9 protein-coding genes and 1 pseudogene are annotated in these 13,530 nt (G+C 42.7%); 6 read left to right on the top strand and 4 right to left on the bottom strand.

The genetic code is table 11. From position 1 onward, the window contains the following. Positions 1-3 precede the first annotated feature (3 nt). The 3 genes from J1N51_RS09295 to J1N51_RS09305 all read right to left on the bottom strand — a co-directional run bounded on the left by J1N51_RS09295 (position 4) and on the right by J1N51_RS09305 (position 4,864). Complete coding sequence (locus J1N51_RS09295; protein ID WP_208830675.1) at positions 4-1,455, bottom strand: TrkH family potassium uptake protein; 1,452 nt, start codon at positions 1,453-1,455, stop codon at positions 4-6. A 31-nt stretch (positions 1,456-1,486) separates the two neighbouring features. Continuing rightward, positions 1,487-2,806: a Xaa-Pro dipeptidase gene (gene pepQ, locus J1N51_RS09300; RefSeq protein WP_208833390.1), complete on the bottom strand. Its 1,320-nt coding sequence runs from the start codon at positions 2,804-2,806 to the stop codon at positions 1,487-1,489. 75 nt (positions 2,807-2,881) lie between these two features. After that, the gene (locus J1N51_RS09305; protein WP_208830677.1) at positions 2,882-4,864 is read right to left on the bottom strand and encodes a lytic transglycosylase domain-containing protein; all 1,983 of its coding nucleotides are present in this window, start codon (positions 4,862-4,864) and stop codon (positions 2,882-2,884) included. Between the two features lie 224 nt (positions 4,865-5,088). On the opposite strand from J1N51_RS09305, the gene fadB reads away from it, so the two are divergent. From fadB to J1N51_RS09335, 6 genes and pseudogenes are all read left to right on the top strand, one after another. Then, positions 5,089-7,254 carry a fatty acid oxidation complex subunit alpha FadB gene (gene fadB / locus J1N51_RS09310; RefSeq protein ID WP_208830679.1) on the top strand — a complete coding sequence of 722 codons (2,166 nt, stop codon included), beginning with the start codon at positions 5,089-5,091 and terminating at the stop codon, positions 7,252-7,254. 11 nt (positions 7,255-7,265) lie between these two features. Next, positions 7,266-8,426, top strand: coding sequence for an acetyl-CoA C-acyltransferase FadA (gene fadA, locus J1N51_RS09315; protein WP_208830682.1), 1,161 nt, complete (start codon positions 7,266-7,268; stop codon positions 8,424-8,426). 167 nt (positions 8,427-8,593) lie between these two features. After that, positions 8,594-8,875: a sulfurtransferase TusA gene (gene tusA / locus J1N51_RS09320; protein ID WP_208830684.1), complete on the top strand. Its 282-nt coding sequence runs from the start codon at positions 8,594-8,596 to the stop codon at positions 8,873-8,875. Between the two features lie 33 nt (positions 8,876-8,908). Then, entirely contained in the window at positions 8,909-9,982 is a 1,074-nt protein-coding gene (locus tag J1N51_RS09325; RefSeq protein ID WP_208830686.1) for a GGDEF domain-containing protein, read from the top strand. A gap of 69 nt (positions 9,983-10,051) precedes the next feature. Beyond that, a complete protein-coding gene (locus tag J1N51_RS09330; protein ID WP_208830311.1) occupies positions 10,052-10,552 on the top strand; it encodes a helix-turn-helix domain-containing protein in 501 nt (166 codons plus the stop codon). A gap of 2 nt (positions 10,553-10,554) precedes the next feature. Next, positions 10,555-11,394 (top strand): annotated as a pseudogene (locus J1N51_RS09335) (IS3 family transposase); the annotation flags it as partial. 72 nt (positions 11,395-11,466) lie between these two features. Here the strand turns inward: J1N51_RS09335 and glyS are convergent. After that, positions 11,467-13,527: a glycine--tRNA ligase subunit beta gene (glyS, locus tag J1N51_RS09340; RefSeq protein ID WP_208830687.1), complete on the bottom strand. Its 2,061-nt coding sequence runs from the start codon at positions 13,525-13,527 to the stop codon at positions 11,467-11,469. Positions 13,528-13,530 lie beyond the last annotated feature (3 nt).

Raw genomic sequence — 13,530 nt, forward strand, 5'->3', positions numbered from 1 at the left:
GCGCTAATTTCGCCAAAACGACGGGGTAAACAACACCAATAAGGTAAACACCTCTAGTCGACCAAATACCATGGCCAACATTAAAATCCACTTACCAGTATCTGAAACAGACTGATAGTTTGCTGCAACCTCTCCTAAACCAGGACCTAGGTTATTTAGACACGCTGCAGTCGCAGTAAATGCCGTAAGGTTATCCATCCCTGTAGCAATAAGCGCTAACATGATCACAACAAATACCAATGTATACGCTGAGAAAAACCCCCAAACAGCTTCAAGTACGCGATCTGGCAGCGCTTTTTTACCCAGTTTTATCGAAAAAATCGCTTTGGGGTGCACCAATCGATTAAGCTCTCTTATACCCTGTTTGAATAGCAGTAAGACTCGAATTACTTTAAGGCCACCACCAGTCGAGCTCGCACAGCCACCTATAAACGAACTAAATATTAATAGAATTGGTAAAAATAAAGGCCATGAAGAAAAGTCCGTCGTAGCAAAACCCGCAGTGGTAGACATAGAGACCGCTTGGAATAATCCTTGATCCAGAGCTTCCCAGCGGTTCTCAAAAACCCCCTGTTTTACCAAGGTGTACCAACACAATACGACTAAAGCCAATTGAATTATTAAAAAGGTCTTAAACTCAGGATCTCTAACATAGTTCTTTAGAGTTTTATCTCGCCAAGCAGCAAAATGGAGGGAGAAGTTAGCTGCAGCAACCAGTAAAAAGAACACACAAATTCCGTTAATAACGGGGCTATCAAAATACGCAAGACTTGCATCATGAGTGGAAAATCCACCAATTGCGATGGTCGAAAACGAGTGACAAATAGCATCAAACACTGACATTCCTGCAGCCCAGTAGGCTAAAGCACAAGCAGCTGTCAGTGCCACATAGATGTACCACAAGTGTTTGGCCGTATCAGCGATTCGCGGTGTCATCTTGCTATCTTTCATGGGGCCTGGTGTTTCTGCTCGATACAACTGCATACCACCGACACCTAATAACGGTAATATCGCTACAGCAAGAACGATGATACCCATACCGCCAAACCACTGCAGTTGTTGGCGATAGAACAAGAACGATTTAGGAAGCGTATCAAGACCTGTAAGTACAGTCGCACCAGTCGTTGTTAAACCAGAAAACGACTCAAAAAACGCATCAGCAACGGAAATACTGGGGTCTGTTGAAAAGATAAATGGCAATGCCCCAAACGAGCCCAATACCAACCAAAAAAAGACAACAATTAAAAAGCCTTCTCGAGCTCTTAAATCCGCCTTTTGATTTCGGTTGGGATAAAAGACCGTCAGACCGGCGGTAATCGCAAAAATGAATGCAATAACAAACGGCAAACCACCACCGTCACGATATATCACCGAGACAATGGCGGGCGGTAACATGGCAAAGCTGAATATACATATCAACAAGCCAAGGATCCGAATTATAGTGCGATATTGCATTGTTATTCTTATTGTTTTGAGTGTGTTGGCTTTATTCTAAACCAAGATCACGCGTCATGTTCTCATTTTTCTCACGATGAACAATAATATTGTCCTCGATACGGATCCCACCAAACGGTCTAAATGCATCAACCGTATCCCAATTTACCATTTCGTGTTTATTGGTACCGACCAAGTCACCTAACAGTGAGTCGATAAAATACAAGCCCGGTTCAATGGTAAAGACTTGATCTGCCTCAATTGGGCGAGTTGTTCGCAAGAACGGATGGCGTTCTGGCTGAGGGATGTGGGTACCACGTTCGTCCGCCATAAATCCACCTATATCGTGGACTTGTAACCCTAAATGGTGGCCCAGTCCGTGCGGGAAAAATACGCTTGTTAAACCGGATTCTACCGCAATATCAGCACTTACATTGGTAATGTCAAATTGACGTAAAACTTCGCCGATTAACTGGTGAGTTTGAACATGTAAATCAACATAACTCCCGCCAGGCTTAAGCGCATTGCCCATCTGAACCGTAATCAAGTCAATAGCCTTAATAAGCTCTTTAAAACGATTGTTTTCTTTACTGTAGGTTCGTGTGATATCGGCTGCATAACCATTAAAGCCAGCACCAGCATCAATTAAAAAGCTTCTAGACTCTTGAGGAACCTGACGTGAAAAATGGGTGTAGTGCAAAATAGCGCAGTTTTCATTCAGTGCGACAATATTACCGTACGGCGTGTCGTTTTCGCATTGCTGGCTTGCCGCCAGATAAGCTTGTTGAATATCATACTCTGAGCCACCCGACAAAAACGTTTGCTCTGCGGCTCGGTGAGACATAACAGCCAAGCGATTTGCCTCTCGCATACAGTGTTTTTCATACTCAGATTTGTAGGCGCGATGATAATGAATAAAGTTAACGACTGGATCCGGATTAATATGTCCAAAATTTAACGCAGTCGCAACATCAATATGCTCACCTAGGTAGGCGTAATTCGCTCTGTCATACGGCAAAAGTTTTTCGACTTCAGATGGGTTTTTCAACATCACGATATCGAACTCTTTTGTCCAATATTCCGTCGGCTCATCAGGAACCTTATGCCAGAAGTCCACAGGGCGGTAAAAGATTAATTTAGGTTTTGCTTCACCATTAATAACAATCCAACAGTGTGGATTATCAATAACTGGTACCCATGCTTTAAATTGCGGATTTGGTTTAAATGGATAATACATGTCATCCAAAAACTGACGCATTGGCTGACCGCTGTGAATCACCAAACCATCCAGTCGCTCGCTTTGTACTATCTTTTTAGTTAGAGATTGTAATCGCTCGATATGCGCCGGATATGTTGTTGCTAGGTCATTCATTAAAGTCATAGACATTACTCCTAAATTATTTGGATTCAGTGTAACACCTTAACTGGTTGATAATAAATAAACGCCTTAGATTTCCGGCTCAACGGCTAATTTTGTTAAGTCAGCTAATAACGTTGACCTCTGACCTAATCTCGCTTGATACACTAAGTCATAAGCGTAAATAGCTTTGATGTAATTTCGCGTTTCTTTGTATGGCACTGTTTCAATCCACGCATCTGCTGTCATAGGTTCATTAGGCAGCCAACGCTCGACTTTGTGAATACCGGCATTGTATGCAGCTAACGTTAAGACAGGGTTTTGATCTGTTTTTGCCATAAGTCTTGCAAGATATTTAGCACCTAACTGTACATTTCTTTCGGGTTGAAATAGTTGATTTCGAGATACTCTTCTCTTTGCAACAAAACTTGCCGTGCTAGGCTTAAGTTGCATTAACCCAGCGGCGCCCGCTGAAGAAAACGCGTCCGGCACAAAAGAGCTTTCTCGACGTGCAACAGCGAATAACAAACTTGGAGGCATGTTCGTCTGTTTGGCCGCGCTAACAATCACCTCTTCATAAGCGAGTGGAAAACGCAATTCAATATCATTCAGATAGCCCACCTGCGACAGAGTAAATATAGGCCTGTCGTGCCAACCTTGTTCGGCTGCAAGATATGCCATAGTCTCTAATGCTCGATCATCATAGTGTTCGACAAGAAGATTCCACTCTTTACGTGCATCTAACAGCCGACCATATCGAAATAAAGTAATGGCTCTCTGAAAACCGTCGTCTTCGGAATAGGCTTGTAACTGCTCTTGAGCCACATTTAATGGTTCGTGACGAATACTCACATCTATGCCCAAAAATTGAGCTGCTAAAAAACCATAATAATCGCGTCGTTCTGCAACTTCTTTTAACTGTAATAACGCCCAATCCGATTGATGCAGTTCAAACTCGGCCCGTGCACGCCAAAATACCACCCCAGGGTCTACTTGCAGCCATTCAGGCATAGATTTGGCGGTGTTGAGAACTTGTTGCCAATCTCCCGTTCTTAAAGCTGCAGAAATTCGCCACTGTTTTACAGACTCGTCAACGAGCTCTGACTCGATTTGGTTCAACTTTGTCAACGCCGTAGGTGCACCATTGACCGCTAATGCTATGGCGACTTTCTTATCAATGAGCCCAACATGGCCACTTTGCTTAAACTTAGAACGCACCGTTGACCACCAGGAGTTAAACCTCTCAGGGTTTGCAAACACCAACTTACTTGAAACGTGATTTAAAATTTCGAATTCTTCAGTTGAGTAATCTAGCCAAAAGCCAGGTTGAATCACCCGACGTGGAGATTTAATGGCGAGCTTCCACATTTTAGCGAGATAACGATCTTGATCATCAAGCTGCTTTGCAAGATAGTCGGCTAGGCGTGGATTATTGTGCTTAATCGCTAACTTAGTTCGTTCCAATATACGCTTAGATGTCATTAAACCAGCGTCAGACCAAGCGTCTAAAACTGTATCACAACGCTTAGGAAGTGAGGATTGAGAGAGCCAAACTTGATAAATCTGCTCGTCAAGTTGTTCTACTAAGTGGCCATTATCAATTTGAATTTGCAAATATTGGCAATCCAACTTTACCGACACACCAGGCGCATATGCAGCGATAAAGGCATCGTGAAAAGTATTGGCGGCGAGATAATTAAGCCACTTGTGTTGCAGTGCATTGGTAAAAGGCGCACCGGAGTATTGCCCTATAAACTGGTTTATAACTACTTTTTTATCTATGGATAGAGTGCTTTTTAAATATTCAGCCTGAGCATAGGGGTATAAAGGGTGTTTTAAGAAGTGTGATGCCTTCGTTAAGTAGGCAGGCTCTTTACCTGACTGAGCGAGTTGTTCGAATTCTTCGAACGCTTGAATTTGCTCTGCTGTTATATATTCAGGTATAAATTCTGGCTTATTTACTGCCTCAGGATTAGTGTGCACAGATGCAGGAGACATTGGCGAATTGGCCATTGTCTGAGATGACAGAGCAACAAAAACCGTCAAGCCAAAACAAAAACTAGAAAACTGCATAACAAATCGCCAAACCTTCGCCTATTCTTACCAGTCTAAACTAACTTATCAGAATTAACTGTAAATTACGCTTAATTCTGTAGCGAGAAAACACCCGCTAACCGCGAAATATGTACTGTTTTTGCATTTTTATTTGGGTGAAACCATTGATTTTTACTTAGTTAACCTCCACACTCAGTAAATATTATCAACTGGTCGTACCATTCAATTTGGGGAGTACAACAATGATTTTTAAAGGCCAAACCGTCAATGTAACTATGGGTGAGCATGGTATTGCCCACTTTACGTTCGATGCACCAGGCTCTGTTAACAAGTTTGACCAACAGACCATCCAAGACTGTCGTGACGCTACCGCAGCGATCAATGCAGACAGCAACATCAAAGCCGTATTATTCCGCTCTGCAAAACCAGCATTCATCGTTGGTGCAGATATCACTGAATTTTTAGGTTCTTTCAAAGCTGAAGAAGCAGAACTTGTAGACTGGGTTAAAGCAAGCTCAGACATGTTCGACGGCATTGAAGATATTAAGGTCCCTACACTTTCTGCAATTACTGGTTTTGCATTGGGTGGTGGTTTTGAACTTTGTCTTGCTACTGATTTCCGTGTTATCGACGAGACAGCACAAGTTGGCCTTCCAGAAAACAACCTTGGTCTAATCCCAGGTTTTGGTGGTACGGTTCGTTTGCCTCGTGTTATTGGTCCTGACAACGCGCTTGAGTGGATCACCTCTGCTCGTCCTAAAAAGCCAAAAGACGCACTTAAGATGCGTGCAGTTGATGCAGCAACAAGCAGTGACAAACTGATCGACGTAGCAACACAAATGCTACAAGACGCTATCGCTGGCAAGTTAGACTGGCAAGCACGTCGCGCGCAAAAGAAAGCGCCGATTCAGTTCAACGAAACTGAGTTGGAAAACGCGGTAACAGTTGCTAAGACAATGGTTATGGCAAAAGCAGGTAAGCATTACCCAGCCCCTGTTGCAGCAGTTGATGCAGTCTACGAAGCCGCGGGTATGTCGCGTGACGACGCGATGCGTGTTGAAAACAAGTACTTTGCAAAACTAGCTAAGACTGATCAAGCAACCGCTATGATCGGTAACTTCATGAATGACCAATACGTTAAAGGTCTTGCGAAGAAAGCGGGTAAAGCGAACAAACACGAAATCAAAAAAGCGGCCGTTTTAGGTGCAGGTATCATGGGTGGCGGTATCGCTTTCCAATCAGCGTCTAAAGGCACACCTATCGTAATGAAAGACATCAACCAAGGTGCCCTTGATCAAGGTTTGGCTGAAGCGTCTAAGATCTTAAACAAAAAGCTTAAGAAAGGCCGCATCGATGGTAACAAGTTAGCGCAAACGCTTAACAACATCGAACCGACACTTAACAACGAAGCACTTAAAGACACCAACTTCATCATCGAAGCAGTTGTTGAAAACCCGAAGGTAAAAGGTGCGGTTCTTGCGGAAGTTGAAGGTCTAGTAAGTGAAGATACAATCATCACTTCTAACACCTCTACTATCTCTATCAACAAGTTAGCAGAAAGCCTTAAGCGCCCAGAAAACTTCTGTGGTATGCACTTCTTCAACCCGGTACCACTAATGCAATTAGTTGAAGTTATCCGCGGTGAAAAGACATCTGAGGAGACGGTTGCTGCTACCGTTGCTTACGCAACTAAAATGGGTAAAACAGCCATCGTAGTTAACGACTGTGCAGGTTTCTTTGTAAACCGCGTATTATTCCCATACTTCGCAGGTTTCAGCTTATTACTTAACGACGGTGCTAAGTTCGCTAACGTTGATAAAGTCATGGAGCGTGAGTTTGGTTGGCCAATGGGTCCTGCAATGTTGTTAGACGTTGTTGGTATCGACACAGCCGATCACTGTACAGATGTAATGGCAGAAGCCTTCCCTACTCGCATGCAGAAACTTGAAAACGACCCTATCTCGGTTCTATATAACAACGAATTCTACGGTCAGAAGAACACTAAAGGTTTCTACCAGCACAGCTTAGATAAGCGTGGCCGTCCTAAGAAAGAAATCTTAGACAGCACGTTAGAAATGCTTGCAGGTGTTGCTTCTAACGATAAAGACTTCGACAAAGAAGAAATCATCGACCGTCTAATGATCCCTATGGTTAACGAAACAATCCGTTGTTTAGAAGAAGGCATTGTTGCTTCTCCTTCTGAAGCTGACATGGCACTTCTATACGGTATTGGTTTCCCTCCATTCCGCGGTGGTGTGTTCCGTTACGTTGATACTATTGGCCTTGCCAACTTCGTTGCAAAAGCAGACAAGTACAAAGACTTAGGTGAGATTTATCACGTAACTGACAAAACACGTCAAATGGCTGAAGCAGGCCAAGACTTCTACTCAACATACGCTGGCAAATAGGAGCAATGAAAATGAAAAACGTAGTAATTATCGATTGTGTACGCACAGCAATGGCGAAAGCCAGAAACGGTATGTTTGAGAACGTTCGCGCAGAAGACTTATCTGCAGCTGTGATGAAATCACTACTAGAACGCAACCCTAAGTTAGACGCAGCGCAAATCGACGACGTAATCTGGGGTTGTGTAATGCAAACTCTAGAACAAGGTTTTAACGTTGGTCGTCAAGCGGCGCTACTAGCAGGTATCCCGACTTCTGTTCCGGCTGTAACCGTTAACCGCTTATGTGGTTCTTCTATGCAAGCACTACATGATGCATCTGCAAAGATCATGGCAGGTCAAGGTGACGTTTACCTTATTGGTGGTGTTGAGCATATGACTCACGTTCCTATGACACACGGTTTGGACTTCCACCCTAGCCTTAACCTTTCAACCGCACAAGCTGCAGGCTCTATGGGTCTGACTGCTGAGGCGCTTGCGCGTAAGTACAACATCTCTCGTGAACAACAAGACGAGTTTGGTGTACGCTCACACCGCCTAGCACACGAAGCGTCTGTTGAAGGCCGTTTTGCTAACGAAATCATCCCTGTTGAAGGTCACGATGCCAATGGTGCATTAGTTAAATGTGACTACGATGAAGTTATTCGTCCAGAGACAACAATGGAAACGGTTGGTGGCTTACGCCCTGTATTTAACCCAGTAAACGGTACTGTAACTGCAGCAACCTCTTCTGCCCTATCTAACGGCGCAGCAGGTATGTTAGTAATGAGTGAAGACAAAGCAAAAGAGCTTGGTCTTGAAATCCGAGCACGAGTTAAGTCAATGGGCGTATCAGGCTGTGAGCCTTCAACGATGGGTTGGGGTCCAGTTCCTGCGACTGAACAAGCGCTTAAGAAAGCGGGTATGTCTATTTCTGACGTTGAACAATTCGAATTAAACGAAGCATTTGCAGCTCAGGCATTATCGGTTGTTAAAGGCTTAGGCATCGAAGACAAGATGGACCGCATCAACGTAAACGGCGGTGCTATCTCACTTGGTCACCCTCTAGGCTGTTCTGGTGCGCGTATCTCAACGACGCTTATCAACGCAATGGAGCACTCAGGTGCAAAAGTTGGTCTAGCGACTATGTGTATCGGTTTTGGTCAGGGTATAGCGACAATCTTTGAACGTCCATAATGTGATATTTAGAGAGAGTCGAACAATTATGCATATTAAAAAGCGAATTGTTTGATGCCCTAAACAATAACATTTAGTAATATTAGAAAAAGTGCGATGGGGGAACTCCCCATTGCACTTTTTTTTTTTACTTTTATAGTTGAGTAAACAGGTCAGTTAGGTGAAGTATGATCGATAAAAACACCCACAAATGGTTTCAGCAAGACGACATAGCCTCTATCGAAATCAGCGCAGAGCTCGATGCATTGGGCTTACGTTGCCCTGAGCCAGTAATGATGGTTCGAAAAGAAGTTCGAAGCCTGAACAATGGTGATGTGTTACTCATCCAGGCTGATGATCCTGCATCAGTCAGGGATATCCCTGCTTTTTGCCGTTTTATGGGACATCAATTACTTGCTCAAGATACTGACAATCACCCCTTTCTTTTTTTAATTAAAAAAGGACAATAAGGTTGAAGGATTTTCTTTTATTGGGACAGGTACATGGGCAATAGAAATGAAAAGTGGTACAGCTATCTAAAAGCTGATCGCGTCCAACTAGTAGAACAAAGTCGTAAAGACATGTCACTCTTGACGATGATTATTATCGCCATATTTGTTCTAAGTGGGCTCATTATCAGCAACCACGAAATTTACAGTCAATTTTTATTATATTCTCTTATTGGTGCACTGGTCATGGTCGTAACTAGTGCTACATTGTTCTATCTCACGTCACACAGGCTCGGTGGAAGGTTACTTTTGTGTACAGGAGTGTTGCTGTTCAATTGCAGCTTGATCTATTCAGGCGGAACAGAAAACACGGCGCTTTACTGGGTGATGTACTATCCACTGATAGTATATTCCATCACAGGACCAAAGTTCGGAAGTCTATTTTCATTGGCTTTTTTGGCAATGAGTGCTTATTTTCTTTATACACCCGGCGCTATCATCGCAGAGTATGCCGACACGGAAAAGAGTCGCTATTTACTGTCTAGTTTCGTGATTGTTATCTTTTCCTTTATTAATGAGTTCTATCGGTTTAAAAGCCATAACATGATGGAGTCGGTTTCTTTAGATAACAAAAAGGACGCCAACACAGACGTTTTAACGAATATTCCAAATCGTCGCTTTTTAGAGGATTCGTACTTTCCTTATTTACAAAAAAATAATGAAGTTTTATTGCCAGCCGCAGTCATTATTGCAGACATTGACCATTTTAAAATGATCAACGACACTCACGGTCACGATATTGGTGACCTTGCCATAATCCACTGCGTAAATACGTTTAAAAAGACATTAAGAAATACGGATGTATTATGTCGAATCGGTGGCGAAGAGTTCTTGATTTGCATTCCAAAGATGTCTTTAAACAAAGCAGAAAAGATTGCCAACAAGATGCGCTCGGCCCTTGCAGACAACCCTTTGAAACTTGAAGATGGCGCTGTTTTGCAGTTAAGAAGTAGTTTTGGTGTTGCAGAAATTACCTCGCCAAAGGACTTTAATTCAGCAATTAAATTGGCCGACGATAGACTGTATAAGGCCAAAGAGACAGGTCGAAATAAAGTTGTCGCAGACTAAACAAAAAACCTCACAATGAAGTGAAGTGACCCCCAATAGTTGGACATTCCAATTACTGGGGGTCTTTTTATGTCCAAACACAATAGAATATTTAAAATAAAGCTCGCTCAGCATGCCGTGCAGGAAAGCTCTGTAGCTTTAAGTAAAAAGCACAATATAAGCGCTCGGCTTATTCGCTATTGGTCTCAGGTATACCAGCTAAACGGCTCAAATAGCTTTATTCATAATCAGTCACCTTATTCTAGTGAGTTCAAAGCTCATGTCCTCAAGACGATGAAAACTAACGATTGGTCATTGGGCCATACCAGTGCTCACTTCGACCTATCGTCTCCTGGTATTTTATTTCAGTGGCAAAAGCTTTATGCTCAAGGTGGTATATCCCGTCTTAAACCACAGAAAAAAGGTAGGCCAACCGTGACAAAGAGTGATTCTTCAGCAAAACCCGTAGAGCAGATGACAGAGGAAGAGTTACGAGAAGAGTTAGCGTACTTACGGGCAGAGAATGATGTTCTAAAAAAGTTAGAAGCCTTGGCTCAAGCCAGAAAGAAAAAAGCAAAGACAAGACGTTAGTTGTCGAAGAGTTCAAGGCAAAACATAGCTTAAGGCATCTATTAAAGGCCGTAGAGTTACCGAAAAGTGTCTACTATTATCACCGCTCAAGATTCGAGCAGCCGAGTGCCGACAGTGACTTACTCATAAAAATACGTGATATCTATCACAGGCATAAAGGGCGATATGGTTATCGTAGAATTACGAGTGCCCTCAGAACAGTAGGTCTACTCGTTAATCATAAACGGGTTCAACGTCTGATGAATGAACTAGGTCTAAAGTCGAAGGTAAGGCCTAAGCGCTATAAATCTTATAAAGGTGAAGTGGGCAAAATCGCCGATAATATCCTTGAGCGCGAGTTTACAGCAACGCAGCCCAATCAAAAATGGGTGACGGATGTAACAGAGTTTAAAGTCAACGACCAGAAGGTATACCTGTCACCAATGATAGACCTGTTTAATCAAGAGGTTATCAGCTATGAGGTGCGAACGTCTGTGACATTGCCATTGGTCACAGACATGCTCAAAGCTGCAACAGCGAAGCTACTGAAGCATGAGAAGCCTCTCATACACTCAGACCAAGGGTGGCAATATCAGAATAGAAAATACCAACAACACCTAAAAGAAAACGGGCTACTTCAGAGTATGTCAAGAAAGGGAAACTGCTTAGATAATGCCGTTGCAGAGAACTTCTTCGGCATATTAAAAACTGAGATGTATCACAACGAAACCTTCAAAGACGCCAATGACCTCATTGAAAATATCAAAGAATACATCCACTATTACAACAACGAACGCATTAAGCTCAAACTAAAAGGCCTGAGTCCGATACAATATCGAAATCAGGCCTTGGTTGCCGCTTAGAAATGAGTCCAACTTTATGGGGTCACTTCAAAGTGAGGTTTTTTATTTTGTAAAGGTGTGTTACTTGTTCTATTACAACACAGAAATATCAGCAGTATGCATGAACAGACCCTGCAACTGACCTAAGATCGCATATCTATTTTCACGAACGGCTTCATCTTCAGCGTTAACCATGACATTTTCAAAGAAGTTATCAATAGGTTGTTGTAATGCAGCTAACTTCGTTAAGCCATTTGTGTAGTTACCATCGTTAAACTCAGCTTCTACTAAACCTGCAATCGCGTTAATTTGTTTTACAAGTTCAATTTCTGCGGCTTCATTCAACAGCTGTTCATTCACTGCGGCAAAAGAAGTTTGTTCATTCTTGCTCAGAATGTTGTTAACACGCTTATTCGCTGCCGCTAATGCAGATGCTTCTGTTAGCTTAGAAAATTCAACTACGGCGCTTAGGCGACGTTCAAAATCTAATGCAGAAGTTGGGCGTTTAACCTCAACAGCACGGATCAATTCGACAGCAATACCATGGTCACGATAATGAGCTTCAAAACGACCTAACATAAAGTCTACAACGTCTTTGCTCACGTTCTCATTTGTTAGTTTGTTACCAAATAACGTTTTGGCAAAGTCAGCAATCTCAGCAAAATCCAAATCTAGTTCTTTTTCAACCATGATTCGAATTGTACCAATAGCTGCACGACGCAAAGCAAACGGGTCTTTATCCCCTTTAGGGAATTGACCAATACCAAAGATTCCCACTAACGTATCAAACTTATCAGCCAAAGCCACCGCACATGCTTCTAATGACTCTGGTAACGTATCACCTGCAAATCTAGGCATATACTGTTGATATAACGCATCTGCAACAACAGGACTTTCACCGTCATTTAATGCGTAGTACTTACCCATAACGCCTTGGATGTCAGTAAACTCCATAACAACTTCAGTCATTAAATCCGTTTTTGACAATAAACCAGCGCGTTTTGCATACTCTGTATTGGCAGAAATTTTACTAGCGATAAATCCAGCTAACTCAGAAATACGCTCGGACTTTTCTTTTAAAGTACCCAATTGTTTTTGGAATAAAACGCTTTCTAGGCTAGTCAAACGAGACTCTAATGTCTGTTTTTTATCAGTATTATAGAAGAATTCAGCGTCCGCCAATCTAGGGCGAATCACTTTTTCGTTACCCTCGATAACTTGCTGTGGATCTTTACTTTCTATATTAGAAATGAATGCAAACTTAGGTAACAAGTTGCCTGTATTGTCTAACAACGGAAAATACTTCTGGTCATCTTTCATGGTGTAAATAAGTGCTTCTTGAGGAACGTCTAAGAACTTATCCTCAAAGGTACCCACTAACGCCACAGGCCACTCAACCAAGGCTGTAACTTCATCAAGAAGATCTTGGTCAGCGGTGAATGTTGCATTTTCTTGCTCACAAATTTGAACCATTTGAGTCTTAATACTTTCTTGACGCGCTGTAAAATCAGCCATGACATACGCCGCTTCTAACTCTTTTACGTAGTTATCAGCGGAGCTTATTGTTACAAGGCCTCTGTGATGAAAGCGGTGGCCTTGTGATACGTTAGATGATGTTAAACCTAACACTTCAGCATTAACGACACGGTCACCATAAAGCGCCAATAAAGTGTGGACTGGACGAATGAATTCAACGTCAGACGCACCCCAGCGCATTGGCTTAGGGATTGGAAGCTGTTTTAAAGCCGCCGATAAAAAGCCAGATAACAGTTCGTCTAGTGACTTACCAGGCACATTAGCTTTATGTAATAACCACTCACCTTTATCTGTTTTAATGCGATCAGCATCAGCGACATCAATACCACAGCCGCGAGCCCAGCCCATAGCAGCTTTAGTTGGTTGCCCCTGATCGTCGAAAGCAGCTGCAACTGCTGGACCGCGTTTTTCGACGACTTTATCAGCTTGTTGGAACTCTAAGCCAGTAACTTTAAGAGCTAGTCGGCGAGGTGCTGCTAACCATTCAATTTGCTCAAAGGCGAGCTCGGCGCCTTTTAACTGTGCTTCAAATCCATCTTTAAAGCTGACCGCTAATTTTTTAAGGGCTTTAGGAGGTAACTCTTCTGTACCCAATTCGATTACAAAATTCTCTCTCATGGT

The organism is Psychrosphaera ytuae (assembly GCF_017638545.1).
GTDB classification, from domain to species: domain Bacteria; phylum Pseudomonadota; class Gammaproteobacteria; order Enterobacterales; family Alteromonadaceae; genus Psychrosphaera; species Psychrosphaera ytuae.

Coding starts and splice junctions, on each gene's coding strand:
- J1N51_RS09330 (WP_208830311.1), top strand. CDS start 10,052: ATGTCCAAACACAATAGAATATTTAAAATAAAGCTCGCTCAGCATGCC.
- fadA (WP_208830682.1), top strand. CDS start 7,266: ATGAAAAACGTAGTAATTATCGATTGTGTACGCACAGCAATGGCGAAA.
- J1N51_RS09295 (WP_208830675.1), bottom strand. CDS start 1,455: ATGCAATATCGCACTATAATTCGGATCCTTGGCTTGTTGATATGTATA.
- fadB (WP_208830679.1), top strand. CDS start 5,089: ATGATTTTTAAAGGCCAAACCGTCAATGTAACTATGGGTGAGCATGGT.
- glyS (WP_208830687.1), bottom strand. CDS start 13,527: ATGAGAGAGAATTTTGTAATCGAATTGGGTACAGAAGAGTTACCTCCT.
- pepQ (WP_208833390.1), bottom strand. CDS start 2,806: ATGAATGACCTAGCAACAACATATCCGGCGCATATCGAGCGATTACAA.
- tusA (WP_208830684.1), top strand. CDS start 8,594: ATGATCGATAAAAACACCCACAAATGGTTTCAGCAAGACGACATAGCC.
- J1N51_RS09325 (WP_208830686.1), top strand. CDS start 8,909: ATGGGCAATAGAAATGAAAAGTGGTACAGCTATCTAAAAGCTGATCGC.
- J1N51_RS09305 (WP_208830677.1), bottom strand. CDS start 4,864: ATGCAGTTTTCTAGTTTTTGTTTTGGCTTGACGGTTTTTGTTGCTCTG.